Below are 26,441 nucleotides of genomic sequence, written 5' to 3'. Positions count from 1 at the left end.
TTGAATTTCTAGTTCATACTTTTTCTTTCTTCAATTTTTAAAGACCATTTCATTAATCCATATATACTTCCATACATAAGTAAGACCTTTGCAATTCCCCAAAATACATTACTTTCTTCTAAGTCTTTAAATAAGAACATAATCATAAGAGGAACAATTAGTACAAAAACACCCATCCAGCCAAGAACATATACTTCACCAATAAGAAGTAATAAAAAGATAATTGCTGCTAATATATATGTTTGCATTGTCGCCAATTGCAATACAGGTGTCCCATACCATTTGTTCATAAACATCAATAACACCAATAATAAAATAGGAACCATTACTATTACATAAATTATTCCAAATTCTACTAATTTACTTTTAAAAGAAGACATTCTAAATGCAACAATCGTTCCAATAATCGTAATGATTAAAACGATAGGATAACCAATTAACTGTATATTTGTTAACGTAAATTGTTGATCTGGACTTCCAAATAAAATATTTGTCAGTAACCAATATCCACCAATACCAATAATCATCCCTAAAATACTTTTTATGCTCCCACTTTTATCCTTCTCCATCTCTTTCGCTAATTCTTCCGCATACTCTTTTGGTGAGTCACCAAATATGTCACTTACTGTCTTTCCCTTTTTTTCACCTTCTATTAAATGAAGCTCTGCATCTTCTAGAAAAGCGTCCACATCTTCTTCTTTAATACCTTTTGTTATTAAATATACTTTCGTATCGATTAAAAACTTTTCACCTTCTTTAGAAATCTTCATTATAACCCCTCCCTTATTTAATCATTTCTCTTCTATTCGTCTTTATCATAATTTCAACAAAAATTAAAATGAATAAACTTCCATATAAACATATAATTTGAAATAAAATTGGCACGAGATCTTCCGATGTAAATGTTTTAAACACTAACATAATTGAAAGTGGAATAATTAAATATAAGTTTTTAAACCATCCATTAAAATACATATTTACCGCTACTGTAATAATAAAAATACCACCAGCCAATAAATAACTTTGCATTTGAGTGAATATAAACATTTTTGTAGGATATATCACATCTAGTACCATAATAACTCCCATTAAAAACATTGGCGCTATCATTACTAAAAACCACATAGAAAACCACGTTTTTGAAAAACTTGTTACAAAAGTCATTTTGCGAAGTAGAAAATTAGGACCTATAACAACTAAAATAAATGAAAAACTATAACCGATACACTGAATAAGTGAAATCTGTAACATTCCATGATTCACTATTAAGATAGAAGCAATAATCCAAAACGATACGATATTCATTACTGTAAAACCAATTTCCTTCCACGTTTCCTGTCTATCTCTTTCCATCACTTTTACAAGTTCATTTGCATATTCTTTCGGTGAGCTTCCGAAAATATCTTCTACACTTTTCCCATCACTCTCACCATCAATTAAATGGAGTTCCGCATCTTCTATAAAATTTTCAATATCGCTTTCTTTCACACTCTTTGCCGTCAAAAATAATCTCATATCTAACAAAAACTTTCGCGCTTCACTTGATAGCATTATTTTCTCCTTCCCTTCCCTTCAAGTAGACGTTCTACACTACTTTGCATCGTTTCCCAGCGATCCATAAATTCATCAAGTGCTTCCTCGCCTTTTTCTGTTAATGTATAATATTTTCTCTTTGGACCAGATGGAGATTCCTTCATTACGCTTGTTATTAGTCCTTCTTTTTGCATTCGTATTAATAACGGATAAATACTTCCCTCACTCGCCATTGTAAAACCATACTTCGCTAGCTTTTCACTCATTTCATAACCGTATATTTCGCCTTCAGAAATAATAGCAAGTAAGCATCCTTCTAAAATCCCTTTCAGCATTTGACTTGTCGACATAATTCAAATCCTCCTACTATCTTGCTTTACAAAATAGTATAGCAAAGACTATTTTGCAAAACAAGATAGCTAACGATATTTTTTCCAAATGTTTGCAGGAATTTCATTATAGCTTCTCTAAATAGAGCACTATGAAAACTTTATTATGAAGGGATGTTTTTCATCATGGTTACAAATCGAGTTGTCTTTTTAACAGGTGCTGCAAGTGGCATTGGTTATGAAATGGGAAAGGCTTTTGCAAAAGAAGGTGCAAAAGTTGTGATTACCGATCGGCTTGAAGAACGTGCAAAAGAAGCTGCTGAACAATTACAAAATGAAGGTTTTCAAGCTATCGGTTTAAAATGTGACGTTACATCTGAAGAGGAAATTACAGCAGCAATTTCTCAAACAGTTGATCATTTCGGTTCATTACATATATTAATTAACAACGCAGGAATGCAACACGTTTCACCCATTGAAGACTTTCCAACTGAAAAGTTCGAGCTACTAATTCAAATTATGCAAATTGCTCCGTTTATTGCAATTAAGCATGCCTTTCCGATTATGAAACAACAAAAATATGGTCGTATTATTAATGTCGCTTCTATTAACGGCCTTGTCGGGTTTGCTGGAAAAGCTGCCTACAATAGTGCAAAACATGGCGTAATTGGATTAACAAAAGTTGCCGCTTTAGAAGGTGCTACGCATGGTATTACTGTTAATGCCCTTTGCCCTGGTTATGTTGATACCCCCCTTGTACGTAATCAACTACAAGACTTAGCTACTACACGAAATGTACCACTTGAAAATGTTTTAGAAGATGTTATTTATCCACTTGTTCCACAAAAGCGCTTATTACAAGTACAAGAAATTGCAGATTATGCGATGTTTTTAGCGAGTGAAAAAGCTAAAGGTATAACTGGTCAAGCTGTCGTTATCGATGGTGGTTATACCGCTCAATAAAAATAAAGTTTGCTCAAGAAGAGCAAACTTTATTTTTTATCCCGAGGATCTTCGTACTTTAGTAATTGCCGCGGGAGCTTCTCAATTGCAACAATTACCCCCTCTAATTTACTTTCAATACGGTGGAGTAAATATAATGTTACAACAATCGGAAACCCTACATTACCTATCATCTTGATCCACTCTTCCATCCTCTTCCCCTCCTTTCATTATATAAGTAAGAGAAAACACTGCATTTAGGCATAAAAAAACAAGCTATTATGTATTAGCTTGTTTTTCAAATAATGATGCAATTTCTCGTTTATAGTCCCCGCGTATAATACCTTTCTCAGTAATAATTCCTGTAATTAATTCATTCGGCGTTATATCAAATGCTGGATTATAAACATCCGTTCCAATTGGTGCTACTTGTTTTCCAAAGATTTTCGTAACTTCTGTTTCATCTCTTTCTTCAATAATAATTTCGGCTCCAGTTTCTTTCGTAACATCAAATGTTGACAGTGGAGCAGCAACGTAAAATGGGATATTAAAGTGCTTTGCTAAAATAGCTAAATTCATTGTCCCTATTTTATTGGCTGTATCTCCATTTGCGACAATTCGATCCGCTCCCACAATAATCGCGTTTATTTCTTTCGTTTGAATAGCATGAGCTGCAGTATTATCTGTAATAAGGGTCACATCAATATTTGCTTGCTTCAATTCCCACGTCGTTAAGCGACCACCTTGTAAAACTGGCCTCGTTTCACACGCATATGCATGTAAACGCACACCTTTCTCTTTTCCAATATAAAAGGGAGCTAATGCAGTTCCATATCTGGCAGTTGCGATACTTCCAGCGTTACAGATTGTTAAAATATTATCGCCATCTTTAAAACATGTTAACGCATATTCCCCAATATTTCGACACACCTCTTCATCTTCCTGTTGAATACGAAGCGCTTCTTCTTCTAATATTTTTTGTGCTTCTTTTATTGTAGTAATCTCTCGAATAGATTCTCTCATACGATCAATTGCCCAAAATAAATTTACTGCCGTTGGGCGTGATGTTCCTAAATAGTTACAGTCTCTATTAAACTTCTTTTGAAATTCTTCGATATGTAAAGTATTATATTTTTTCGCTGCAAGCGCCAAGCCAAATGCAGCTACAATTCCAATTGCAGGCGCTCCGCGTACTTCTAACAGTATAATACTTTTCCAAACCTCTTCAATAGTCGTTAATGTTTTGTATTCTGTGCTATGTGGCAATTTCGTTTGATTTAATACCGCAATTGCATCACCTTTCCAACTTACAGATCTCGGAACAGTAACGATTGTACTCATGCTTTTACACCCCTTGAAACTGTCTGTTGAAATAATATTCGAAACAGTTGAATATCAGCACTTTTAGATTCATATTTTATTAGTTCTTTTCCTAAGGATAGCGCTTGTTTCTTAGCTTGAATTCTTGTTTCTTTATTTTCTATTTCATCTAAATCTGCTACATGAGCTAAACCAATTGTTCTACGAATTAGTTCACATCCGGCAAATCCAACAGCATCAGTAAAGATATTTTGCAAAATAATTGGTAACCATTGTTTTTCTTTCGTATATGCTTCTACACCTTCCCCAATCCATAACTTTGTAAAAGTCTCTACAAAATAACTCCACGTCTTTTCTATATGAAAAAATAGTACACTTCTCTTTTCTTCTTCTCTAGATAAAGCATTTAATAATAGATTTGCAATAAATTGACCTATGTCAAATCCAAATGGGCCATATGTCGCAAATTCTGGATCAATCACTTTCGTTTCAGAAGGTGACGAAAAAATACTACCAGTATGTAAATCACCATGAATAAGAGTTTCTTTTCTTGTTAAGAACTTATATTTATATTGTGCTACTTTTAGTTTTAAAGTTTTATCACTCCAAAGTTCATCAACCACGAGCTGTAAATCTGGCTCATAATCATTTGTATCATAATGTCCAAATGGATCTGTAAACACTAAATCCTCTGTAATTTTACAAAGGTCCGGATTTACAAAGGTACCTTCTAGTACCCTCTTCTCTTCTGACTGTAAACCAAAATCTGAAGTGTAAAATAAAACATGTGCTAGAAAACGACCAATATGCTGGGATAAAAGCGGATATTCTTCTCCGTCTATTAATCCTTTTCTTGTAATTGTTAGTCTTGATAAGTCTTCTATTACCGTTATCGCTAGCTCTTCATCATGACTGTACACTACTGGAACATAATCCGGTACATACTGCGCAAAAATTTGCAGTGCCTTTCTTTCAATCGTTGCTCTTTTTATAGACAATGGCCAGCTTTCACCAACTATTTTAGCATAAGGCAGTGCTTGTTTTATTATAATGGATTTCTCTCCATCATCTAATTTGAACACGTAATTTAAGTTTCCATCTCCAATTTCATGACAAATGACATTTGCCTTCTCTTCAAAATAGCCATGATCTTTCGCATATTGTACAGCTGTTATTTCTGTTAATGAATAATATCCCATCGTCTTCTCCCCCTTTTTAAATTCAGAGGTTTTTCTAACATAGAAAAACCTCTTTCCACTAAGAAAGAGGTTTGAAGTTTATCTTCTCCCCTCTTATCTGCCAGAAAGTTTTACTTTCTGCTGGAATTAGCACCGTGCCTTTTGGCGTAATAAACGCCCCATTTCACAATGGTATTACGGTCGGTTGCTGGGCTTCATCGGGCCAAATCCCTCCACCTGCTCTTGATAAGAGTTGTATAATTTTTTGAATTTTTAACTTTATGTTGAAGACTATACCAAGAATAAAAATCACTTGTCAACATTTTATTTGTATAATTCTGGACGGCGATCCGCAAAAACTGGAATTCCCTTACGTACTTCTTTAATTTTCTCGAATACAAGCTCTCCAAATAAAATTGATTCCTCTTCATTCGCCTCTACTACAACTTCACCCCAAGGATCCACAATTAAAGAATGACCTGCAAACACATTATTCGAATCCTTTCCTGCTCTATTACACGCAACAACATAACATTGATTTTCAACTGCTCTTGCTTGCAATAGCAAACGCCAATGTGCTAAACGAACTAATGGCCATTCAGCTACAACAAATAATACTTTTGCCCCTTTAGCAGTATGGACACGCATCCACTCTGGAAAACGAATGTCATAACAAATTGTTCCAGCGCATTCAACATCATCTAGCTTAAATTCGCCCGTACCATTACCAGCTATTAAATATTTATGTTCATCCATAAGCTGAAATAAATGTACTTTACTATATTCGTTGACTAGCTGTCCTTCATTATTTACAACATACATCGTATTTGTAACGCCTTGATCCGTTTGCTTCGCTATGGACCCACCAACAATATGTACATTATATTGCTTCGCCCATTCTATTAACTTTTCTTTCGTTTCCACTCCATCCTTATCTGCAATTTCAGAAAGTCTCGTTAAATCATATCCTGTTGTCCATAGTTCTGGTAAGACGATAACATCTGGCCTTTCCTTCATAGCTTCGCTTATTTTATTTTTAGCATTCTCAATATTTTTTTCTACCTCTCCAAAAACAATATCCATTTGAATACATGCGACTTTCATTTTTTCAGCCCCATTCTTATTTTTCTCTTTACAAAATACTGGAAAGATTATATCATTTGTCACTAGAATTGTAACAACTTTCAAAAGAGGTGGAAAGTATGAAATTATTTCAACCTTCTGAGATAGTAACATCATTGCCAACACAATTTTTCGCTTCACTTGTTGCAAAAGTTAACAAAGTCGTTGCAGCTGGTCACGATGTTATTAATCTAGGTCAAGGTAATCCAGATCAACCAACACCGCAGCATATCGTAAAAGCTTTACAAAATGCTGCCGAAAAGACCATTCATCATAAATATCCGCCATTTCGCGGACATGAAAGCTTAAAGGAAGCCGTGGCTACATTCTATAAACGTGAATACGGCGTCGAATTAAACCCAAAAACTGAAGTTGCTATTTTGTTTGGCGGGAAGGCTGGACTAGTAGAATTACCGATTTGTTTTACAAATCCTGGTGATACGATTCTCGTTCCGGATCCAGGTTATCCAGATTATTTATCCGGGGTTGCTTTAGCAAAAGCACACTTTGAAACAATGCCGCTTATTGCAGAAAATAACTTTTTACCAGATTATACGAACATTGATGACTCTATTGCAGAGCGTGCAAAATTAATGTTTTTAAACTATCCAAATAATCCTACCGGTGCTACTGCATCAAAAGATTTTTTTGATGAAACCATTCACTTTGCTAATAAACATAATATATTAGTTGTTCACGATTTTGCTTATGGCGCTATCGGATTTGATGGTCAAAAACCTGTTAGTTTCTTGCAAGCAGATGGTGCGAAAGATATAGGAATTGAAATTTACACATTATCAAAAACTTTCAATATGGCTGGCTGGCGCATCGCTTTTGCTGTAGGGAATGAAAGTGTGATTGAAACAATTAACCTATTACAAGATCATATGTATGTTAGTATATTCGGTGCAGTTCAAGATGCTGCTCGAGAAGCGCTATTAAGTTCACAGTCTTGCGTAATAGACCTTGTAAATAGTTACGAATCTCGAAGAAACGCTCTTATTTCAGCCTGTCACTCAATTGGTTGGAATGTAGACATTCCAAAAGGATCATTCTTTGCATGGCTTCCCGTTCCAAAAGGATATACCTCTGAGCAATTTTCTGATATTTTACTAGAAAAAGCACATGTCGCAGTTGCTCCTGGTGTTGGATTTGGTGAGCATGGGGAAGGGTATGTCCGTGTTGGTCTCTTGCATGCAGAAGATAGATTACGGGAAGCCATTAATCGAATTGATAAATTAAATTTTTTCAAAAAGTAATTGACAACACGAAAAATATCTGACAAAATTCAGTTATCTTAAAAATTTAAACATTTCTAAATACTTCTTATCAAGAGCAGGTGGAGGGACGAGCCCGACGAAACCCGGCAACCGATCTACAATTGTAGACACGGTGCTAATTCTCGCAGCATTACGCTGACAGATAAGGAGCTGGTTGTAAAAAAACCTCTCCTTAGCTGAGAGGTTTTTTTATTTAACTAGGAGGTTATAACAATGAGCGGAATTATAGCGACGTATTTAATCCATGATGATTCACATAACTTAGAAAAAAAAGCTGAGCAAATTGCACTCGGTTTAACAATTGGCTCTTGGACTCATTTGCCACACTTATTGCAAGAACAATTAAAGCAGCATAAAGGCAACGTCATTCATGTTGAGGAATTAGCTGAACATGAATATACCAATTCGTATTTACGTAAAAAAGTAAAACGCGGAATTATTAAAATCGAATATCCGCTATTAAACTTCAGTCCAGATTTACCAGCGATTTTAACGACTACATTTGGAAAGCTATCACTTGATGGCGAAGTAAAACTAATTGACTTAACTTTTTCAGACGAGTTAAAAAAACATTTTCCTGGTCCAAAATTCGGGATAGATGGTATTCGAAATCTTTTACAAGTGCATGATCGTCCCCTTTTAATGAGTATTTTTAAAGGAATGATTGGACGAAACATTGGGTATTTAAAAACGCAATTACGCGATCAAGCAATTGGTGGTGTAGATATAGTAAAAGATGATGAAATATTATTTGAAAATGCATTAACACCACTTACGAAACGCATTGTATCTGGAAAAGAAGTTTTACAATCTGTCTACGAAACATACGGTCATAAAACGTTATATGCCTTAAATTTAACAGGACGAACTTTTGATTTAAAAGAAAATGCTAAACGTGCAGTGCAAGCTGGAGCTGATATTCTATTATTTAACGTATTTGCTTACGGACTAGATGTACTACAATCACTTGCAGAAGATGATGAAATCCCAGTTCCTATTATGGCACATCCTGCTGTAAGTGGTGCTTATTCAGCATCCAAGTTATATGGAGTTTCATCACCATTATTACTTGGAAAGCTACTACGTTATGCTGGGGCTGACTTTTCATTATTCCCATCTCCATACGGAAGTGTTGCGCTAGAAAAAGAGGAGGCTCTTGCTATCTCAAAATATTTAACTGAAGACGATGCATTTTTCAAGAAGAGCTTTTCTGTTCCGTCTGCTGGTATTCATCCTGGTTTCGTTCCCTTTATTGTACGAGATTTCGGTAAAGATGTTGTTATTAATGCTGGCGGCGGGATACACGGACATCCAAATGGAGCGCAAGGCGGCGGTAAAGCTTTCCGTACTGCAATTGATGCTACTTTGCAAAATAAACCACTCCATGAAGTAGACGACATAAATTTGCATAGTGCACTACAAATATGGGGAAATCCCTCTTATGAGGTGAAATTATGAGTATTCAAGTATTTTGTGATTTCGATGGCACGATTACAAATAATGATAACATTATGTCCATTATGGAAAAATTCGCACCACCAGAAGCCGAAGAAGTAAAGAATAAAATTTTATCACAAGAACTATCCATTCAAGAAGGTGTTTCTCAATTATTTCAATTCATACCTACTAATCTGCACGATGATATTATTCAATTTTTAATAGAAACTGCTGAAATCCGTAGTGGTTTTCATGAGTTTATACAATTCGTAAAGAAAAATAACATTTCTTTTTACGTGATATCAGGTGGAATGGATTTCTTCGTCTATCCACTCTTACAAGGAATCATTCCAAAAGAGCAAATTTATTGTAATGAAACAGACTTTTCAGCAGAGTTTATTACAGTTAAATGGCCTCATTCTTGTGATGATCATTGTCAAAATCATTGCGGATTATGTAAATCATCATTAATCCGTAAATTAAGTGATACAAATGACTTTCATATTGTAATTGGAGATTCTATTACTGATTTACAAGCCGCGAAACAAGCTGATAAAGTATTCGCTCGCGATTTTCTTATTACAAAGTGTGAAGAAAATCATATTGCTTATACACCGTTTGAAACATTTCAAGATGTGCAAGCTGAATTAAAACTTTTGTTGGAGGTGAAGGCATGAAACAACTTTTTCGTCAATGGTATGACTTAAGCGAGTTAAAAAAAGAGTTAACAACACGAAATTGGTTTCCAGCAACAAGTGGTAATATTTCTATAAAGGTTAGCCATGAACCACTTACTTTTCTTATTACAGCAAGCGGTAAAGATAAAACAAAAACCACTCCAGATGATTTTCTATTAGTAGATCATGTAGGAGTTCCCGTTTTAGAGACTGAATTACGCCCTTCAGCAGAAACAATATTGCATACACACATTTATAACAATACGAATGCCGGGTGCGTACTTCATGTTCATACAACTGATAATAATGTCATCACAAATTTATATAGTGATGCAGTCACCCTTCAAAATCAAGAAATTATTAAAGCTCTCGATATTTGGGAAGAAGGTGCAACAATTCAAATTCCTATTATTGAAAACCATGCCCATATCCCAACGCTTGGAGAAAACTTCCGAAAGCATATACAAGGAGATTCGGGTGCAGTATTAATCCGTAACCACGGTATTACCGTATGGGGTCGAGATAGCTTTGATGCAAAGAAGAGATTAGAAGCTTATGAGTTTTTATTCCAATTTCATATAAAACTATTATCAATTCAAGGAGGCGTTTCTAATGGCGCAAATTCGTATTCATGAAGTAAATACTCGTATTGAAAATGAAGTGGAAGTATCTAAATTTCTACAAGAGGAAGGCGTTTTATATGAGAAATGGAATATTTCTAAACTTCCTACTCATTTAAATGAAAATTATTCTTTAACAGATGAAAACAAAGCTGAAATATTAGCTGTGTTTTCAAAAGAAATCGCTGATGTTTCAGCACGCCGTGGTTATAAAGCACATGATGTAATTTCACTTTCAAATAGCACCCCTAACCTTGACGAATTATTAATTAATTTCCAAAAGGAACACCATCATACAGATGACGAAGTTCGTTTTATCGTCAGTGGTCATGGCATTTTCGCTATTGAAGGTAAAGATGGGAAATTCTTTGATGTTGAACTTGAGCCAGGCGATTTAATATCTGTTCCTGAAAATGCAAGACATTATTTTACCTTGCAAGATGATCGCCAAGTTGTAGCTATTCGTATTTTTGTGACAACTGAAGGCTGGGTTCCAATCTATTAAGGTAGTTAGTTGAATAAAAGGACTTGGACCCCCTTTTCCAAACTTTTATTCACTCTACATATATACATCCTCCTATGGAACAGGCTTATTTCATTTTGAAATAAGCCTGATTTTTTATTTACTTGAAAGTACCATTTCATCACAAGTTTAACACCTTGATTTTTCAAGTGCATTTTTTGAACATTTTTTGAATTTTTTCTGAAAATTCTGTTTTATATGTGATATACTACAATTAACTAAGAAGGAAAATAATATCGCAAACAGAGGGGGATAATCATGAGCTTACTTATCGCACTTATACTTGGAGTTACATGTGGAGCATTTCCTGTTATTTTAGGAGCTATTATGGAAGAGTTAGAAATTGGTGTTTTAGGATTTGTCGCATCTTGTGTAAGCGCTTTATTATTTGGTTTATTCGGCGCTATTCCTGTTTCAATTCTGTGTGCTTTTTATATAATACGCCATGCTCGTACAAAACAATTTGGCCCTAATCACATCGCACAAATTATCCCGTTCCCGGTTGAACGATGCCGCCGGGCTTCTAACTTATAATTATAAAAATTAAAGATGACTAAATAAATAAAAGTCCTCATTTGAGGACTTTTATTTATTTTCTTCTAGAAATTGAAACAATTCTTGTAGATGTAGGGCATCTTCACCATAGCTAATAGATACATAAAATATGCCGTCAATCTCAGCTTGCATATAAAGATCCACTCCATCACGATCATATTTCAATGCTAAATAAAACTCCATTTCTTCTAACATCTTTTTTGAGGTTCGAATTACATAATGCCCCTTCTCATCTCTTCCATATTCAAATTCTGGTTCAAAATCATATTTTTGTTTAAAAGCTTCTTTTTGTCTTTCATTAATTTGCATACAAGTAGCTCGCTGTACAGTATCAATCATCTCATCAAACTTTTGAAGGTCCACCTCGTTTACCCCCTTATATATTTTTTATATAATACTTGTGTTCCACTATTTTCTTCGCCATCCTTAATTAACTCTTCATACAATTCTTTCGCCAAACTTAAGCCTGGGACTGGTAATTGTAATTTTTCTGCTTCCTCTAAAGCAATTTTCATATCTTTCATAAAATGCTTTACATAAAATCCTGGCTCAAAGTCTCCTTTTAACATTCGAGGAGCTAAATTACTTAATGACCAGCTACCTGCTGCTCCTGTTGAAATACTCTCTAACACTTTATCTGGATTCAGTCCAGCCTTCTTCGCGTAAGCAACAGCTTCACATACTCCAATCATATTGGAAGCAATGGCAATTTGATTGCACATTTTTGTATGTTGTCCACTCCCAGCTGGTCCTTGTAATTGAATGTTTGTTCCTAACTTTTCAAGTAAAGGTAAGCATCTATCATATATTTCTTTCTCTCCACCTACCATAATTGTGAGTTTTGCTTCTTTCGCGCCAACATCTCCTCCTGAGACAGGTGCATCTAACGTATATATTTTTTTGCTTTTTGCAACTTCATTAATACGTTTTGCTAAAGTAGGTGTAGATGTCGTAAAGTCAATTGCTATCGTACCTTCTTTTGCATGTTCTATAATTCCTTCTATACCAAAATACACTTCTTCTACATCATGTGGATATCCAACCATTGTCATTACAATATCAACTTGCTTCACTAACTCTTTTGGCGTATTACACCAATTTGCACCAGCTTGCACTAAAGAATCTGTTTTTGCTTTCGTTCTATTATATACATATACTTTATGACCATCTTGCATTAAGTGATAAACCATACTTTTTCCCATTACGCCAATACCAATGAAACCTATTGATACAGTTTTATGTTCCATTTTCTCATCCCCTTTGTTCTAATAAATCATTTACCATCTTTCGGAACTCTTTATTAAAGTCATCATCCATACTATTTTTCACATTTGAAAATAACATAACAAAAATTCCTTTTTCTTTATTAAAATTATTGAAAGTGTTCCAACCAGATAATACACCATGATTATGAAAATAATCTGGATATATATAAAAACTAAATGCATATTTCCGTTCTGCTGAAGGTGAAAACATTGCTTGTATACTTTGTTCAGAAAGAAGTTTTCCATTTATAATTGCTTCGTCTAACTTCTTCATATCTCCAACTGTCGTATACATCTCACCACAACCATATAGCCAATCCATGCCTAACTTCTGCGCTGGTACAAGCTCTTTATCTTTTTTCACATAACCCTTTGTAAAATTTTTATCTCCAGGTACCATATTTCCCATACCGGATTCATGCATATCTGCTTTTACAAATATGTTTTCTTTTATGTAATCTCCTAAAGGTTTTTTCGATATATGTTCTATTATATAAGCAAGCACCATATAATTATAATCTGTATATCTCCAACCTGTTCCTGCAGGAAATTCTAAATTTTGACGTCCAATCCAATTAATTAATTGTAAGCGGGAAGCCGCATTCACATTTCCTTTCGCATGTTCAGGTAAACCAGAGGTATGCGTTAATAAATGATATAGCGTAATATTTTTATTCTCCGGAAATGAAGGAATATATTTATTTACATTATCTTGAATATTCAATTTCCCTTGTTCTTGCAGCTGTAAAATAGATGTGGCAACGACTGTTTTCGTAATAGAACCGATACGATATTTTGTTTGAGGCGTATTTTCTATTTTATTTTGAACATCAGCATACCCATATCCTTTATTCAATATAACATGCTCTTTATCTGTTACCAAAACTGTTCCATTGAATTGCTTTCCGACTAAATATTGATCTAATTTTTGAGATATGCTAGCATAATCAATTTGTTGCTCTTCTTTTTCTTCTATATTCCCTTGTATTTCCGATTCAATAGTAGGATTCACTTTCGTTGTTAATACAGTGTTTTCCTTTATATTGGGGCTAACAAGAAAATAGTATACTCCGCCGCCAACTATAGCAGACAGTGAAGCCACCACCATTACTTTTTTTATCATATTGATCCTCCATAATTCCTTCGCTAAAAATTATCCCCCCTATTCTATTATCAAACAATAAAAAAAAATCGCAACAATTTGTTGCGAAAAATTACATTTTTTCTTTTCTATACACACATACTTGATTCTTTCCATTTTTTTTCGCTTCATATAATGCAATGTCCGCTCGTTGCATTAATTCTTCTCTTGTAGTTCCTTGTTCATATAACGCAACTCCAAAGCTAGCTGTTAACTTCGAAATTCCAGTAAATTGCTTTGTTTCAATAAAGAATCGTAATGACTCCGCAACTTGAAATGCTTCCTTTTCTACTGTATTTGTCACTAATATAATGAATTCTTCTCCTCCCCATCTTGCAAATACATGTTGCTGCTCCACTTTAGATTTCATAAGCTCTGCAAGTTGTATTAATGCTAAATCGCCAAAATCATGACCATATGTGTCATTAACTGTTTTAAAATTATCTATATCAAATAAAATGATTGCTATTTTCTCATCACTACGTATTACCTTTTCCCATTCTACCTCTAGTATTTGTTGAAACTTTAAACGATTATAAATCTCTGTCAATGAATCTATCATAGCAAGTCTTTCTTGTTCTTGATAGATTTCATCTAATTCTGTAATTTCCGTGCACTTTACAATAAATCTTGATAAATCTTCTGGCAATGGTGTCGCACGTAATAGAAAAGTAGATACTGCCCCTTCATAATTTAACATCTTAATTCTTCTACCACTAGATAAAGTATCGTCTAGCCATGTTATATCATGCGTCGTCGAGTAGTATCCATTTTCTCTAATAAAATGTTCAGCAAATACTAAATGTTGCTCACGATAGGCAAACAAATTTTCATATCCGAAAAAAGCTAAAAAATTTGTATTACAATCAACTATTTCATCATCTTCTACTATAAATAATAGATCATTTTGAAAATCAAACATCGTTTGAAGCAATTCCTGCTGCAAACTAACTTGCCTCACTAAAGAAAGTTGATACAAACTCTTATTCACTTCCTCTAACACTGCTTGCGGAGTTACAGGAGCTATTACAATATTACGTATTCCTAATGCAAGTACATCTGTGAATTCTTTTGTTATTTGTTGATCCCAAATGACAATGAATGTACTGTGCGGAGTATACATATTCTTTATATATTTTATTTGAGAATAATCTGTTACATACGTAATGATAATGTGTGGTTTCGTTCTTTGAAATAATAGTTCGCCCTCTTCAAAACTATTTGCTATAAACATACATTTGGGATGGATATTTTCTACCGTTTGTTGATGCTTACATCCATTTTCTATATAAAGGACATTTAACTGCAGATCTTGTAACACATTTTGGAAAACCGTATTCTCTAATAAAAAATGTAGTATGTTCATCACTAGTCTTCACTCACTTCATATATCTTGTTCTACTGAATTCCTCACAAACTTTTTTAAAAGACTGGTCTCCAATAAACTTTAATTTGTGAGAGATACATATTAACAAGCTAATTGAGAATGTTATCTTCGCTTTTCACTCTATAAATTCCTTTTTTAGTGTATGATTGTAGGAATTGTATCGTTTGTATGAATGCCCTAGCTAATTTTTAAAACTTGACAATTAAAATAAAGATATTATATTCTTAAATTCGATAACTTACAAAATGTAAGTAGTGTATATTATTTTTTTGAAGATAATTCGATATACAATTTGGAGGATATACAATGACAAACGACAACTTTTTTGATGTTCTATATGAACGCACATCTACACGTGCATTCAACCCAAATAAAGAAATCTCATCTACAGAATTACATGAGATTTTAAAAGCCGCAGCACAAGCACCTTCCGCTTGGAACTTACAACACTGGAAATTCCTTGTTTTTCAAGGTGAAGATGTACAAAAACGATTACACCCAATAGCTTATAACCAACAACAAATTCTTGATGCTTCTGCAGTAGTCGCTATTTTAGGCGATTTAGAAGCTTATAAAAATGTTGAGCCGGTATATGGTCCAATTGTAGAACAAGGATTTATGAAAGAAGAAGCAAAAGAACGCTTAGCTAAAAATATTGAATCTGCATATGCTCGTGAACAATTCCCAAGAGATGCTGCCTTTTCAAATGCATCTTTAGCAGCAATGCAACTTATGCTTGCAGCTAAAGCAACTGGTTGGGATACTTGTGCTATTGGTGGCTTCAATCCACAAGCACTGACAGACGAATTTAACGTTTCATCTCGTTACGTTCCAATTATGCTTATTACAATTGGTGAATCAACTTTAAAAGGCCACCCTGCACCTCGCATGAGTGTAGAGCAAGTGAGTGAGTGGGCAAAATAATAAAAAACGAAGGTAACTACGTTGCCTTCGTTTTTTTATTCCCTGTCATACTTTTGTAATATTACTACAAATCATTCGACATTTATACTTATGGAAAAGTATATTCTATTCCCTCCTCATAAATAAACGTGACGTTTCGTGTCGAATTTTGTTAAGGCGTTGAAATATACCCGTGTATTTTTGTTACAATTGTGATACAATGATAACAAATAGATAACAAGAGAGGGATTTTCATTGAGTTCATACGGAAGCTTTATCGCACTTTTATGTTACATAGTAACTGTACTGCTTCTATATTTTATTGGTGATGCCGCAAACATCTCCATTTTACAATTTCCAAAAGAAGAAGCATTCCAATTAGAATCAGAAAAACATACTGCACGATCCATTGTGCCACTACTCCTAGCTCTTCCTGTATATATCATCGTTTTATATAAAAGTAAAAAAGTGTAAAGGCTACCCATTTCATTTATTTCGGTGGTTTTTACATTTTTTTGTTATATTCCCCCTATTTTAAACATCATTCCATACTAAACACCCAGCTAGTCATTTAAAATGAGAAAATCCCCTAGAAAAAATTCCACTCTCTGTCCAGTCACTAACTACCGAACTTACATAGATTATAAGTGTGAAGGGGGTGATGAGGATTATGTTTGGATCATTTGGATGCTGTGATAACTTTAGAGACTGTCATCATCGTGAAAGAGAGTGTGACCATCGTGAACATCGCGAGAAAGAGAGAGAAGTAGTTAGACCACAACAACCAGCTGTATGTAACGTACTTGCTAGCATTTCAGTTGGAACAGAACTTTCTCTTTTAAGCATTAGAGGTAATGGCACTTTCAATAATGTAATTTTTGAAGGTTTCGCTAACGGTGTTGCTCTTTTCTCTGCTTTAGCTCGTAATAACAAAGACGACAAAGATAACAATAAAGACGATAAGAACAATCAAAATCGAAATACTTTTACTGGTATTTTACGTGTATGCCCAACTGATATCGTTGCAATCGCTATCTAATTCTGTCTCTTATCCTCAATAGTAAGCAAATAAGATTTACTTTTCTCATAGAAAAAACCTGAGACCGATTTCAAATCGGCTCAGGTTTTTTTATTGTTTATATGCTTTTAACTAGTTCAACAACTTCTTCAGCAGTTGACATCATTAATGCTTTTTCTGCTAATGTTTCCATTTCTGCTTTTGACAACTTGCTTAGCTGTGTTCTTGCAGGAAGAATAGATGTTGCACTCATACTGAACTCATCTAAACCTAATCCTAATAATAATGGGATAGCAAGTGAATCGCCCGCCATCTCACCACACATACCAGCCCATTTGCCTTCTTTATGAGCAGCATCGATAACCATTTTTACAAGACGTAAAATAGATGGGTTATATGGTTGGTATAAGTAAGATACTTGTTCGTTCATACGGTCTGCAGCCATTGTGTATTGGATTAAATCATTTGTTCCGATAGAGAAGAAGTCAACTTCTTTCGCGAATTGATCTGCTAATACTGCTGAAGCTGGGATTTCAACCATCATACCAACTTCAATAGAATCAGAAACAGTTGTACCCGCTTCTACAAGTTTCGCTTTCTCTTCTAATAAAATCGCTTTCGCTTGACGGAACTCATCAAGAGTTGCAATCATTGGGAACATAATTTTTAAGTTACCGTATACGCTAGCACGAAGTAATGCACGAAGTTGTGTACGGAACACATCTTGCTCATCAAGACATAAGCGAATTGCACGGTATCCTAAGAATGGGTTCATTTCTTTTGGTAAATGTAAGTATGGAAGCTCTTTATCTCCACCGATGTCAAGTGTACGAACAACGACTGGTTGACCTTCTTTTACACCTTCAAGAACTGCTTTATACGCTTCGAACTGCTCTTCTTCTGTTGGAAGATTATCACGGCCCATGTATAAGAATTCTGTACGGTATAAGCCAACGCCTTCTCCGCCATTATCGATAATACCTTGTACATCATTTGGTGTTCCGATATTTGCAACAAGCTCAACGTGATGTCCGTCACTTGTTACAGTAGCTTGGTCTTTTAATTTAGCCCATTCAGCTTTTTGCTCTTCAAATTTCGCTTTCTTTTCTTCAAACGAACGAAGAGTTTCTTCTGATGGATTTACAATTACTTCTCCATCTAAACCGTCAATGATTACGATATCGCCGTTTTGGATTTTCTCCATAACAACTTTCGTACCAACAACAGCTGGAATTTCCATAGAACGAGCCATAATTGCAGAGTGAGATGTACGTCCACCGATATCAGTAGTGAAACCTTTTGCATACTTACGGTTTAACTGAGCTGTATCAGATGGTGTTAAATCTTCAGCAATGATGATTACCTCTTCAGAAATTGTACCAGGATTTGAGAAGTTAATTCCTAGTAAATGTGCAAGAACGCGTTTTGTTACGTCACGAATGTCCGCAGCACGTTCTTTCATATATTCGTTATCCATGTTTTCAAACATAGAAATAAACATTGATGCAACTTCATCCATTGCAAATTCAGCATTTACTTTTTCGCTATTTACTTTATCTTTTACTGGGTTTACTAGTTCTGGATCATTTAACACTAATAAATGTGCTTCAAAGATCGCAGCTTTGTCAGCACCTAGTTCAGCAAATGCGTGGTCCTTAATAGCTTCTAATTCAGTTTTTGCTTTCTCAAGCGCAGCGTCTAAGCGTGCAATTTCTGCAGCTTCGTTTGTAATTGATTTCTTTTCGATGTTAAATTCAGGATTTTCAAGTCTGAAAGCCTTTGCAATAGCAATCCCACTTGATGCAGCGATCCCTTGAATGTTAAGAGTCATTATTCTCCTAATCCTTCATTTTTCATAGTTTCTTCGATAGCTGCTAGTGCTTGAGCTGCATCATCACCATTTGCAGTGATTTTAATTTCTGCGTTTTGTTGAATGCCTAAAGACATAACGCCCATGATTGATTTTAAGTTAACGTTCTTTCCGTTATACTCTAAGTTAATGTCAGAACCGAATTTGCTTGCAGTGTTTACAAGTAGAGTTGCTGGACGAGCATGAATTCCTGAGTCGCTAGTTACTTTAAAGATTTTTTCCATGATAATTTATCTCCTTTAAATTACAGTATTTTTTAGTTGTATAGACGTGAGTACTACACCATCTATTGTATATAATAGGCGATGTTCGGTCAACCACATCGCCTATTATAATTATAAACATTTTGCGTCAAATTCCTACTGAATGTCAATAATAGCGGTTTCGCCCTTCTTAACATTTCCATCTTTTTTCAATTCGATTTGTTGCCCTTGTTGTAAGTTTGTAAAGACAATTGGTGTAATGATAGATGGTGCATTTTCTTTTACAAATGCAAGATCTACTTTTAATAATGGTTGGCCTTGTTTCACCTTGTCGCCTTGTGCTACAAGCGCTTCAAAACCTTCACCATTTAATTTTACAGTATCAATACCGAAGTGGATTAAAATTTCTTTTCCGCCTTCAGATTGAATGCCAATCGCATGTTTTGTAGGGAATACATTGACAATCTCACCGTTCACTGGAGAAACTACTGTTCCTTCAGTTGGTTCAATTGCAAATCCGTCTCCCATCATTTTTCCTGAGAATACTTGGTCAGGTACTTCTGTAATTGGTAAGATTTTTCCTTCGATTGGTGATACAATTGTTTCATTTTCATCAACTTTTTGAGGAGTTTCTTCCACTTTTACAGGTTCTTCTTTTTCAACATGAGGTGTACGCCCTGACATAATATCATGAATTTGTGATTTTAATGTGTCAGATTTCGGCCCGAAAATAGCTTGAATGTTATTTCCAACTTCAAGTACACCAGCTGCTCCAAGTTCTTTTAAGCGGTCTTTGTTTACATTCTTTTGTTCGTTAACTTGAACACGTAAACGAGTAATACAAGCATCTAAAGAAGCAATGTTTTCTTTACCACCAAGTGCTACTAATACTTCACGAGGAAGTTCGCCTGCTTCTGCTTTTCCTGCGCCGTCATTTGCATTTGCCACTTCACGACCAGGTGTTTTTAGATTCCATTTGCGAATTGCAAAGCGGAATCCGAAGTAGTAAATAACTGCTAGTACAAGACCAACAATAATTACCCACCACCATGCTGTACGGCCTGGTAATACACCGAATAATAGGAAGTCAATTAAACCACCAGAGAATGTCATACCAATTTTAACACCTAAAATTTGCATTGTCATAAATGATAGACCAGCAAATACAGCGTGAATTCCGAATAATACTGGCGCTACGAATAAGAATGAAAATTCAAGTGGCTCTGTAATACCTGTTAAGAAAGATGTTAATGCTGCAGAACCTAAAATACCTGCTGCTAATTTTTTATTTTCTGGACGTGCTTCATGGTACATTGCTAAAGCTGCTGCTGGAAGACCAAACATCATGAACGGATACTTACCAGTTGTAAATGTACCTGCTGTTAATTCTACACCGTCTTTTAACTGTGCCATAAAGATTTTTTGGTCACCACGGATTAATTCGCCAGCTGCATTTGTATACTGACCGAATTCGAACCAGAACGGTGAATAGAAAATGTGATGTAATCCAAATGGAATTAATGAACGTTCAATTAAACCGAATATAAATGCTGCGATTGTTCTATTTGCATCAATCATTTGATGTGAGAACGTGTTTAAGCCACCTTGAATGTATGGCCAAATGAAGCACATGATAATACCTACTATTAAAGAGAATGTTGCAGTTGCGATCGGTACGAAGCGCTTACCTGCAAAGAAACCTAAGTATGATGGTAATTCAATGTTGAAGTATTTATTATAGCAATATGCCGCTACTATACCGACGATAATACCACCAAATACTCCTGTTTGTAGCGTTGGAATACCTAATACGTTTGCATACGCTGGATCTGCAAATCCAATTTTTACTGGGTCTGCTCCAGAACTTGTTACTTTCACTAGCTTATCTACTTCTAAGAACACACTCATCGTTTTGTTCATAATTAAGTAGCCGACGAATGCTGCTAAACCAGCTACTCCGTCTCCACCAGCTAAACCAATTGCTACCCCAACTGCGAATAATAATGCAAGGTTAGCGAAAATAATATCACCAGATTGTTCCATAATTTTTGCAACCATTACGAACCAATCTGCTTTTAAAGCAGGAATAACATTTGTTAACTGTGGATTTTGAAATGCATTACCAAATCCAAGTAAAATACCTGCCGCCGGTAAAATCGCTACTGGAAGCATTAACGCTTTTCCGACTTTTTGAAGAACACCAAAGATCTTCTTAAACATGGAAACCCTTCCTCTCTTATCTATATTGATACCTTCCGACAAACGCCAAAAAGACATGAGGAAAAAAAGATAGAACGATAGCTATACAAAGGGTAGTATATCCCTTTCTCTAGCTTACATTCCTTACTTTTCTCCACTCATGCCTGATCGAATCAGTAACACGTGTCAAAAATAGGTTTACGTATAAGTTCACTATAATTAAGGCAAACGTTTTCGTTACTCACCTTAATGTGTTTGTCGAAATTTGTATAACTTTGCAATAGTTATTATACATAACTATTGTAAGCGATTCAATCATTTTTTTTAACGTTTTCATTTTAGACAAAAATATATGACTTTTTACACATGCTCTGCCTTCACTAAGCGTTGCAAGTGCATCGTTAAATAAATACTTTCAGCTTCATATACAGGTAGTTGCAACTCTTTTTGCATGACCTTAACTAGCTTCCAAGCCAAGTTATAGCAAACTGGATACTCCGCCTTTAATAAATCAGCAAAACTTTGCGATTCTTCTACTTTTTCTCCTTTTTTCACCCTCTCAATAGCATATTGAAGATGACGAATAAGGCGTAAATAATGAATGCTCTCTTGGTCTAATGTAATTTGTAAGTTTGTCTCAATTAAAGATACAAGTTGTGCAATGAGACGGGAGTTTTGATTAACTGAAGATAAATCAGAATTTGTAAGCGAACTGTAAATGTGAAGTGCAATAAAACCAATTTCTCCTTCTGGCAATGTAATTTGCAAACGAGAATTTAAAAGTTGTACAACACCTTCCGCAATTGCATATTCCTCTGGATAGAGCATTTTTGTTTCAACTAAAAAAGGGTTATCAATTGTAAGTCCTTGTTTTAACCTTTTAATCGCAAATGAAATATGATCCGTTAACGCAATATGAATATGTTCATTTAGTGGAGATTTCGCTTTTTCTTGAATGTACAGCATAATATCGTTCATCAATTCAATTAATTTTTCACTAATATGCGGCACTAATAATTTATATTGTTCACGATCACGTTCATTTTTTAAGACAAACATTTTTTCGATTTGTTCTTGCTCCAATACATCTTTCGCTTTTTTCCCAAATCCAATTCCTTTTCCAATCACTACTACTTCCTCGTGTTCAGGATGGCTAGCAATGATGACATTATTATTTAAAACTTTTTTAATTTCTAGATAATTATTCATATAACACCACCCTCGTACTTAAATAGCCTACTTTCATGTTACAGAATATTCTTCTTTGTCGTCAATGTAAAACATCTGCCATTTAATAAAAATTCATTTTTTAGACATGTTTATATATGATGCGTATAATGTAAGAGCAACTGTACATAGAAAGGAGATAACAGCATGATTAAAATGTTTGTAAGTGATATCGATGGTACAATGATGCAACACGGAGGTCTTATTGATGAACAAGATGTTGCGGCACTACGCAGCCTTGCCGAACAAAATGTTATTCTTTGCTTCGCTTCCGGAAGACTTGATAATGAAATTGCAGACTTAATGAAAGCTGTAAATACAAATTTTCATCGCATTAGTGTAAATGGTGTTTTTGTATATACACATGAAAATAAACAACTATTATCTGCAACTTTTGATTCCAGCATACTTCCCGATTTGTTAGCTATGACGAATGAAGATCCTTATTTCCGTTATGTAAGTGATGAGCATAATTATTACATTGAAGAGAAAACACCTTTTATTCAAGAACTTGAACAACAAGTAACTATGACTTCTGTTGAAGAACCAAACTTACTACAGAAGATTGATGATACAATTTTCCCAAATAAAATTTCTGTCGGTGGAACAAAGGAGAGCTTGCAACTCCTTCAGAAAAAAATTGATGAAAAATTCCACGGGAAAGTTAGTACTTTCATCTCAGCAGAACAATGTTTAGATGTAATGCCACCGAATGTTAGTAAAGGCTCTGCCATTTCTGTTTTATTAAATGAGTTTCAAATAAAACCTGAGGAAATTGCTTGTATAGGGGATTCTTACAATGATATTCCTATGTTTTCTTTAACTCCTCACAGTTTTGCTATGTCACAAGCAGATGATGCAGTAAAAAATCACGCTCACTATGTAGTAAATCACGTCAAAGATGCTGTTAACCACGTAATTGCTCATAATAAAAATACGACTCATTCCTTATAAGGATGAGTCGTATTTTTATTTCTTTACATGTTAACCATTTTCAATTCCACTGTACTTCACAAACTGAAATATACTATTTGTTACGTGCGATATTCGTAATAAATTTATAACGATCTCCACGATAAATACATTTCACGTACTCTAGCGGTACCTCACCTTCTGAATATGACCATTGACGCATTACAAGTACAGGCGCCTTTTTAGGAATATGCAGATGTTCAGCTTCATTTTCCGTCGCAACGGAAGCTTCAATTGACTGAGTAGCGCTAACAAGTTTAAAGCCCAGTTTTTTCTCTAAATGTTCATATAAAGATTGTTGCAATATCTCTTCGTTAATATCTTTTACAAGAGCTGGCGACAAATATGTCGTCTCAAAAGCAATCGGTTCATCATCAGCTAAGCGAATACGCCTCACTTCATAAACCGATTCCCCCTCCTGTATTCTCAACCGGTCTGCTATTTTCGCAGTAGCTGGAACTAGGCGGAAACTAAGTAATTGACTACTTGGGTTCATCCCACGAGAAATCATGTCTTCTGTGAATCCCGTCATTCCTTGCAATTTTTGTTCCACTTTCGGAAGTTGGACAAATGTTCCAATTCCACGCTTCCGATATAAATAGCCTTGTTCCACTAAATTATTAATCGCCTGTCTGATTGTCATTCGACTCACTTCGAACTTATCACAAAGTTCATTCTCAGATGGGATTTTATCTCCCGGCTTCCATTCGCCGTCCTCAATTAGCTGTTTCACCCACTCTTGAATCTGATAATAGATCGGAAATGGTGAATACTTGTCGATGTTCATCAGCAATCGCCTCACTGCATAAAGATAGAGCTTCTTGATCAGCGATTACGGTTACATTCGGATGACGTTGTAAAACTGTAGCCGGACACTCTTCACTATATTCACCTTGCAATAATTCTTTAACAGCTTCTGCCTTTTTAGAACCCATAGCAACTAGTAGAACTTGTTTCGCTTTCATAATGCTTCCAATTCCCATTGTAATCGCATGAGTTGGCACATCTTCTTCTTTTTCGAAGAAGCGAAGGTTTGCTTGGCGTGTAGATTCTGTTAATTCAACAATGTTTGTTGGAGAATTAAACGGTGTTCCTGGCTCATTAAATCCGATGTGACCGTTTTCACCGATTCCAAGAATCTGTAGGTCAACTGGGTTAGCAGCTAGAATGCTCTCGTAACGTTTGCACTCTTCCTCTAAATCACTTGCCATCCCGTTTGGTACATAAGTTTGTTTAAATGGAAGATGATCAAACAACTGTTCTTGCATGAAATAATGATAGCTGTTTTTATCTTCATGTGGTAAATTTACGTACTCATCTAAGTTTACAGTGGTTACACGGCTTGTATCAAGTTTATTTTTTCGCATTTCTGCATAAATACCTAATGGAGAGCTTCCTGTAGCCATTCCTAACGTTGGATTTTCTTTTGTTTTTACAACTTCTTCAATTAATTTATAACCTGCTTCTGCTAGTTCTTCTGGAGTTTTTACAACAAGAATATTCATTTAATTACTTCCCTTCCTTCATATGAATTCCTAAACGAACCGTATCATATACATGTAAATCTTCATTCATCACAACAAAGTCTGCATCTTTTCCTACCGCTAATGCACCTTTATTATTTAATCCAAACTCTTCTGCTTGGTTAACTGATGTCATCAGTACTGCATCTTCGATTGAACAACCTGTAAATTCAATTACATTTCGGAAAGCTTGATCCATTTTTAAAATACTACCAGCTAATGTTCCATCTTCTAATCGAGCACTACCATCTTTTACATGTACTGGCTGTCCGCCAAGCTCATATAATCCATCTTCAAGACCCTTTGCACGCATTGCGTCAGTGATAACACTTACTTTTTTTGGTCCTTTTAACTTATATGCTAATTTCACCATATCAGGGTGAATATGAATGCCATCTGTAATTACTTCAACCATTACATCTGGATTTAATAACACATGACCAACAACTCCTGGTTCACGGTGATGTAATCCACGCATTTGATTGTATAAATGTGTCGCATGTGTAATCTTTCTATTTTTTAGTTGCGCATCAATTGCATCTGTATGCCCCATTGTGCCAACTACACCAGTTTCAGCAAGATATTGTTCAAACTCTAACGCTCCCTCTTCTTCTGGTGCATATGTTACTAATTTAATTAAATTCCCACTTGCTTCTTGCCATTGTTTAAATTGCTCAATATTTGCAGGAACGATATGTTCAAGTGGTTGTGCACCTGCACGTTTCTTTGAAACATAAGGTCCTTCTAAGTGAATATATTCGAAATGCGCTCCTTTTTCTTTTGCTTCTTTTGCAGCAGTTAACGCTGTTTCAATTGCCTCTGGAGCTTGTGTCATTGTTGTTGGGAAGTAAGTTGTAACCCCTTCTTTTAACATTTCTTTACCTAGAGTTACTAACCCATCGCTATTTGCATCCATCGCATCAATATCGTATCCACCATGAATATGAACATCGATCATACCTGGAATTACAATCTTCCCTGTAGCATCAAAAACAGTTTCATTTTCTTGTGGTACATATTGAGCCATCAAACCAATTTCTTTAATGGTTTCTGCGTAACGAATAAATCCGTTTTCCACTATTTCTTGACCTGTGTAAATTTTGGCATTGATGACAATTTGCGTTTTCATTTTCATCGATCCTTTCCCATGAATTACCTACTTGTTATTATTACCTTATTCGCCTAGTTCCATCTTAATATACGCACGAGTAGTTGTC

At 35.1% G+C, this 26,441-nt stretch carries 29 protein-coding genes and 2 riboswitches; of the genes, 11 read left to right on the top strand and 18 right to left on the bottom strand.

Features of this window, described 5'->3' with window-relative positions:
- Positions 1–8 precede the first annotated feature (8 nt).
- Genes GBN78_RS06210 through GBN78_RS06200 form a run of 3 tightly spaced genes read right to left on the bottom strand, consistent with a single transcriptional unit; the run spans position 9 to position 1,883 of the window.
- The gene (locus GBN78_RS06210; RefSeq protein ID WP_030027768.1) at positions 9–770 is read right to left on the bottom strand and encodes a DUF1129 domain-containing protein; all 762 of its coding nucleotides are present in this window, start codon (positions 768–770) and stop codon (positions 9–11) included.
- Positions 771–783: 13 nt separating this feature from the next.
- The gene (locus GBN78_RS06205) at positions 784–1,551 is read right to left on the bottom strand and encodes a DUF1129 domain-containing protein (RefSeq protein WP_152127074.1); all 768 of its coding nucleotides are present in this window, start codon (positions 1,549–1,551) and stop codon (positions 784–786) included.
- Positions 1,551–1,883, bottom strand: a complete 333-nt coding sequence (locus GBN78_RS06200; RefSeq protein ID WP_000107982.1) for a PadR family transcriptional regulator — start codon at positions 1,881–1,883, stop codon at positions 1,551–1,553. The genes GBN78_RS06205 and GBN78_RS06200 overlap by 1 nt, the downstream gene beginning before the upstream one ends.
- Before the next feature lie 165 nt (positions 1,884–2,048).
- On the opposite strand from GBN78_RS06200, the gene GBN78_RS06195 reads away from it, so the two are divergent.
- Positions 2,049–2,825, top strand: a complete 777-nt coding sequence (locus GBN78_RS06195; protein WP_000258428.1) for a 3-hydroxybutyrate dehydrogenase — start codon at positions 2,049–2,051, stop codon at positions 2,823–2,825.
- 29 nt (positions 2,826–2,854) lie between these two features.
- Here GBN78_RS06195 and GBN78_RS06190 read toward each other — a convergent pair whose 3' ends face one another.
- The 4 genes from GBN78_RS06190 to GBN78_RS06175 all read right to left on the bottom strand — a co-directional run bounded on the left by GBN78_RS06190 (position 2,855) and on the right by GBN78_RS06175 (position 6,490).
- Positions 2,855–3,016: a YvrJ family protein gene (locus tag GBN78_RS06190; RefSeq protein ID WP_000393336.1), complete on the bottom strand. Its 162-nt coding sequence runs from the start codon at positions 3,014–3,016 to the stop codon at positions 2,855–2,857.
- A gap of 67 nt (positions 3,017–3,083) precedes the next feature.
- Positions 3,084–4,145, bottom strand: coding sequence for an S-methyl-5-thioribose-1-phosphate isomerase (gene mtnA, locus GBN78_RS06185; protein ID WP_098283363.1), 1,062 nt, complete (start codon positions 4,143–4,145; stop codon positions 3,084–3,086).
- Positions 4,142–5,323, bottom strand: a complete 1,182-nt coding sequence (gene mtnK, locus GBN78_RS06180; protein ID WP_152127072.1) for an S-methyl-5-thioribose kinase — start codon at positions 5,321–5,323, stop codon at positions 4,142–4,144. The genes mtnA and mtnK overlap by 4 nt, the downstream gene beginning before the upstream one ends.
- A gap of 90 nt (positions 5,324–5,413) precedes the next feature.
- Positions 5,414–5,555: riboswitch (SAM riboswitch) on the bottom strand.
- Positions 5,556–5,626: 71 nt separating this feature from the next.
- Positions 5,627–6,490, bottom strand: coding sequence for a carbon-nitrogen family hydrolase (locus GBN78_RS06175; RefSeq protein WP_047387054.1), 864 nt, complete (start codon positions 6,488–6,490; stop codon positions 5,627–5,629).
- A 14-nt stretch (positions 6,491–6,504) separates the two neighbouring features.
- Here GBN78_RS06175 and GBN78_RS06170 point away from each other — a divergent pair, with 14 nt between their 5' ends.
- The 6 genes from GBN78_RS06170 (at position 6,505) to GBN78_RS06145 (ending at position 11,495) form a co-directional block, all read left to right on the top strand.
- On the top strand, positions 6,505–7,683 hold the full coding sequence (locus tag GBN78_RS06170) for a pyridoxal phosphate-dependent aminotransferase (protein WP_000765543.1): 1,179 nt from the start codon (positions 6,505–6,507) through the stop codon (positions 7,681–7,683).
- A gap of 64 nt (positions 7,684–7,747) precedes the next feature.
- Positions 7,748–7,853, top strand: a riboswitch (SAM riboswitch).
- 64 nt (positions 7,854–7,917) lie between these two features.
- Positions 7,918–9,162, top strand: a complete 1,245-nt coding sequence (mtnW, locus tag GBN78_RS06165; protein WP_000014192.1) for a 2,3-diketo-5-methylthiopentyl-1-phosphate enolase — start codon at positions 7,918–7,920, stop codon at positions 9,160–9,162.
- A complete protein-coding gene (locus tag GBN78_RS06160; protein WP_044584820.1) occupies positions 9,159–9,818 on the top strand; it encodes a 2-hydroxy-3-keto-5-methylthiopentenyl-1-phosphate phosphatase in 660 nt (219 codons plus the stop codon). Before mtnW ends, GBN78_RS06160 begins: the two co-directional genes overlap by 4 nt.
- Positions 9,815–10,453, top strand: coding sequence for a methylthioribulose 1-phosphate dehydratase (locus GBN78_RS06155; protein ID WP_000811347.1), 639 nt, complete (start codon positions 9,815–9,817; stop codon positions 10,451–10,453). The genes GBN78_RS06160 and GBN78_RS06155 overlap by 4 nt, the downstream gene beginning before the upstream one ends.
- Positions 10,431–10,943: a 1,2-dihydroxy-3-keto-5-methylthiopentene dioxygenase gene (locus tag GBN78_RS06150; RefSeq protein WP_000057317.1), complete on the top strand. Its 513-nt coding sequence runs from the start codon at positions 10,431–10,433 to the stop codon at positions 10,941–10,943. The genes GBN78_RS06155 and GBN78_RS06150 overlap by 23 nt, the downstream gene beginning before the upstream one ends.
- Positions 10,944–11,219: 276 nt before the next feature.
- Positions 11,220–11,495, top strand: coding sequence for a hypothetical protein (locus tag GBN78_RS06145; RefSeq protein ID WP_000054659.1), 276 nt, complete (start codon positions 11,220–11,222; stop codon positions 11,493–11,495).
- 51 nt (positions 11,496–11,546) lie between these two features.
- Here GBN78_RS06145 and GBN78_RS06140 read toward each other — a convergent pair whose 3' ends face one another.
- The 4 genes from GBN78_RS06140 to GBN78_RS06125 all read right to left on the bottom strand — a co-directional run bounded on the left by GBN78_RS06140 (position 11,547) and on the right by GBN78_RS06125 (position 15,288).
- Positions 11,547–11,879 carry a DUF3909 family protein gene (locus GBN78_RS06140; protein WP_000365624.1) on the bottom strand — a complete coding sequence of 111 codons (333 nt, stop codon included), beginning with the start codon at positions 11,877–11,879 and terminating at the stop codon, positions 11,547–11,549.
- Between the two features lie 5 nt (positions 11,880–11,884).
- Positions 11,885–12,763, bottom strand: a complete 879-nt coding sequence (locus GBN78_RS06135) for an NAD(P)-dependent oxidoreductase (protein ID WP_044584821.1) — start codon at positions 12,761–12,763, stop codon at positions 11,885–11,887.
- A gap of 4 nt (positions 12,764–12,767) precedes the next feature.
- Positions 12,768–13,904, bottom strand: a complete 1,137-nt coding sequence (locus tag GBN78_RS06130) for a serine hydrolase (RefSeq protein ID WP_044584822.1) — start codon at positions 13,902–13,904, stop codon at positions 12,768–12,770.
- A 91-nt stretch (positions 13,905–13,995) separates the two neighbouring features.
- The gene (locus GBN78_RS06125; RefSeq protein WP_001023189.1) at positions 13,996–15,288 is read right to left on the bottom strand and encodes a GGDEF domain-containing protein; all 1,293 of its coding nucleotides are present in this window, start codon (positions 15,286–15,288) and stop codon (positions 13,996–13,998) included.
- Between the two features lie 327 nt (positions 15,289–15,615).
- On the opposite strand from GBN78_RS06125, the gene GBN78_RS06120 reads away from it, so the two are divergent.
- The 3 genes from GBN78_RS06120 to GBN78_RS06110 all read left to right on the top strand — a co-directional run bounded on the left by GBN78_RS06120 (position 15,616) and on the right by GBN78_RS06110 (position 17,251).
- On the top strand, positions 15,616–16,233 hold the full coding sequence (locus GBN78_RS06120) for a nitroreductase family protein (RefSeq protein WP_000180372.1): 618 nt from the start codon (positions 15,616–15,618) through the stop codon (positions 16,231–16,233).
- 234 nt (positions 16,234–16,467) lie between these two features.
- On the top strand, positions 16,468–16,686 hold the full coding sequence (locus GBN78_RS06115) for a hypothetical protein (RefSeq protein WP_000100485.1): 219 nt from the start codon (positions 16,468–16,470) through the stop codon (positions 16,684–16,686).
- 196 nt (positions 16,687–16,882) lie between these two features.
- Complete coding sequence (locus tag GBN78_RS06110; RefSeq protein ID WP_000468038.1) at positions 16,883–17,251, top strand: DUF3915 domain-containing protein; 369 nt, start codon at positions 16,883–16,885, stop codon at positions 17,249–17,251.
- Between the two features lie 97 nt (positions 17,252–17,348).
- Here the strand turns inward: GBN78_RS06110 and ptsP are convergent, their stop codons facing one another.
- The 4 genes from ptsP to glcT all read right to left on the bottom strand — a co-directional run bounded on the left by ptsP (position 17,349) and on the right by glcT (position 22,711).
- Positions 17,349–19,061 carry a phosphoenolpyruvate--protein phosphotransferase gene (gene ptsP / locus GBN78_RS06105; protein ID WP_000174207.1) on the bottom strand — a complete coding sequence of 571 codons (1,713 nt, stop codon included), beginning with the start codon at positions 19,059–19,061 and terminating at the stop codon, positions 17,349–17,351.
- Entirely contained in the window at positions 19,061–19,324 is a 264-nt protein-coding gene (gene ptsH, locus GBN78_RS06100; RefSeq protein WP_000411080.1) for a phosphocarrier protein HPr, read from the bottom strand. Before ptsH ends, ptsP begins: the two co-directional genes overlap by 1 nt.
- 135 nt (positions 19,325–19,459) lie before the next feature.
- On the bottom strand, positions 19,460–21,523 hold the full coding sequence (gene ptsG, locus GBN78_RS06095; protein WP_098939661.1) for a PTS glucose transporter subunit IIABC: 2,064 nt from the start codon (positions 21,521–21,523) through the stop codon (positions 19,460–19,462).
- Positions 21,524–21,862: 339 nt separating this feature from the next.
- The gene (glcT, locus tag GBN78_RS06090; protein WP_001067317.1) at positions 21,863–22,711 is read right to left on the bottom strand and encodes a glucose PTS transporter transcription antiterminator GlcT; all 849 of its coding nucleotides are present in this window, start codon (positions 22,709–22,711) and stop codon (positions 21,863–21,865) included.
- Positions 22,712–22,876: 165 nt separating this feature from the next.
- On the opposite strand from glcT, the gene GBN78_RS06085 reads away from it, so the two are divergent.
- A complete protein-coding gene (locus GBN78_RS06085; protein WP_000594244.1) occupies positions 22,877–23,683 on the top strand; it encodes a Cof-type HAD-IIB family hydrolase in 807 nt (268 codons plus the stop codon).
- A 73-nt stretch (positions 23,684–23,756) separates the two neighbouring features.
- Here GBN78_RS06085 and phnF read toward each other — a convergent pair whose 3' ends face one another.
- From phnF to nagA, 3 genes are read right to left on the bottom strand one after another with little or no spacing between them, the layout of a single operon-like run.
- On the bottom strand, positions 23,757–24,488 hold the full coding sequence (gene phnF, locus GBN78_RS06080; RefSeq protein ID WP_021727649.1) for a phosphonate metabolism transcriptional regulator PhnF: 732 nt from the start codon (positions 24,486–24,488) through the stop codon (positions 23,757–23,759).
- A complete protein-coding gene (gene nagB / locus GBN78_RS06075; RefSeq protein WP_001024210.1) occupies positions 24,418–25,206 on the bottom strand; it encodes a glucosamine-6-phosphate deaminase in 789 nt (262 codons plus the stop codon). The genes phnF and nagB overlap by 71 nt, the downstream gene beginning before the upstream one ends.
- 4 nt (positions 25,207–25,210) lie before the next feature.
- Positions 25,211–26,353, bottom strand: coding sequence for an N-acetylglucosamine-6-phosphate deacetylase (nagA, locus tag GBN78_RS06070; protein WP_074618789.1), 1,143 nt, complete (start codon positions 26,351–26,353; stop codon positions 25,211–25,213).
- Positions 26,354–26,441: the final 88 nt, after the last annotated feature.

Origin of the sequence: Bacillus sp. B2-WWTP-C-10-Post-4, assembly GCF_009183805.1 — a bacterium.
Lineage (GTDB): Bacteria > Bacillota > Bacilli > Bacillales > Bacillaceae_G > Bacillus_A > Bacillus_A cereus.
The sequence above is the reverse complement of the archived record's forward strand: the minus strand, read 5'-3'. Positions and strand labels throughout refer to the sequence as shown.

Coding starts and splice junctions, on each gene's coding strand:
- nagB (WP_001024210.1), bottom strand. CDS start 25,206: ATGAATATTCTTGTTGTAAAAACTCCAGAAGAACTAGCAGAAGCAGGT.
- mtnW (WP_000014192.1), top strand. CDS start 7,918: ATGAGCGGAATTATAGCGACGTATTTAATCCATGATGATTCACATAAC.
- nagA (WP_074618789.1), bottom strand. CDS start 26,353: ATGAAAACGCAAATTGTCATCAATGCCAAAATTTACACAGGTCAAGAA.
- GBN78_RS06130 (WP_044584822.1), bottom strand. CDS start 13,904: ATGATAAAAAAAGTAATGGTGGTGGCTTCACTGTCTGCTATAGTTGGC.
- GBN78_RS06170 (WP_000765543.1), top strand. CDS start 6,505: ATGAAATTATTTCAACCTTCTGAGATAGTAACATCATTGCCAACACAA.
- ptsH (WP_000411080.1), bottom strand. CDS start 19,324: ATGGAAAAAATCTTTAAAGTAACTAGCGACTCAGGAATTCATGCTCGT.
- GBN78_RS06145 (WP_000054659.1), top strand. CDS start 11,220: ATGAGCTTACTTATCGCACTTATACTTGGAGTTACATGTGGAGCATTT.
- GBN78_RS06190 (WP_000393336.1), bottom strand. CDS start 3,016: ATGGAAGAGTGGATCAAGATGATAGGTAATGTAGGGTTTCCGATTGTT.
- GBN78_RS06195 (WP_000258428.1), top strand. CDS start 2,049: ATGGTTACAAATCGAGTTGTCTTTTTAACAGGTGCTGCAAGTGGCATT.
- mtnK (WP_152127072.1), bottom strand. CDS start 5,323: ATGGGATATTATTCATTAACAGAAATAACAGCTGTACAATATGCGAAA.
- ptsP (WP_000174207.1), bottom strand. CDS start 19,061: ATGACTCTTAACATTCAAGGGATCGCTGCATCAAGTGGGATTGCTATT.
- glcT (WP_001067317.1), bottom strand. CDS start 22,711: ATGAATAATTATCTAGAAATTAAAAAAGTTTTAAATAATAATGTCATC.
- GBN78_RS06110 (WP_000468038.1), top strand. CDS start 16,883: ATGTTTGGATCATTTGGATGCTGTGATAACTTTAGAGACTGTCATCAT.
- GBN78_RS06210 (WP_030027768.1), bottom strand. CDS start 770: ATGAAGATTTCTAAAGAAGGTGAAAAGTTTTTAATCGATACGAAAGTA.
- GBN78_RS06135 (WP_044584821.1), bottom strand. CDS start 12,763: ATGGAACATAAAACTGTATCAATAGGTTTCATTGGTATTGGCGTAATG.
- mtnA (WP_098283363.1), bottom strand. CDS start 4,145: ATGAGTACAATCGTTACTGTTCCGAGATCTGTAAGTTGGAAAGGTGAT.
- ptsG (WP_098939661.1), bottom strand. CDS start 21,523: ATGTTTAAGAAGATCTTTGGTGTTCTTCAAAAAGTCGGAAAAGCGTTA.
- GBN78_RS06120 (WP_000180372.1), top strand. CDS start 15,616: ATGACAAACGACAACTTTTTTGATGTTCTATATGAACGCACATCTACA.
- GBN78_RS06155 (WP_000811347.1), top strand. CDS start 9,815: ATGAAACAACTTTTTCGTCAATGGTATGACTTAAGCGAGTTAAAAAAA.
- phnF (WP_021727649.1), bottom strand. CDS start 24,488: ATGAACATCGACAAGTATTCACCATTTCCGATCTATTATCAGATTCAA.
- GBN78_RS06160 (WP_044584820.1), top strand. CDS start 9,159: ATGAGTATTCAAGTATTTTGTGATTTCGATGGCACGATTACAAATAAT.
- GBN78_RS06085 (WP_000594244.1), top strand. CDS start 22,877: ATGATTAAAATGTTTGTAAGTGATATCGATGGTACAATGATGCAACAC.
- GBN78_RS06150 (WP_000057317.1), top strand. CDS start 10,431: ATGGCGCAAATTCGTATTCATGAAGTAAATACTCGTATTGAAAATGAA.
- GBN78_RS06205 (WP_152127074.1), bottom strand. CDS start 1,551: ATGCTATCAAGTGAAGCGCGAAAGTTTTTGTTAGATATGAGATTATTT.
- GBN78_RS06200 (WP_000107982.1), bottom strand. CDS start 1,883: ATGTCGACAAGTCAAATGCTGAAAGGGATTTTAGAAGGATGCTTACTT.
- GBN78_RS06125 (WP_001023189.1), bottom strand. CDS start 15,288: ATGAACATACTACATTTTTTATTAGAGAATACGGTTTTCCAAAATGTG.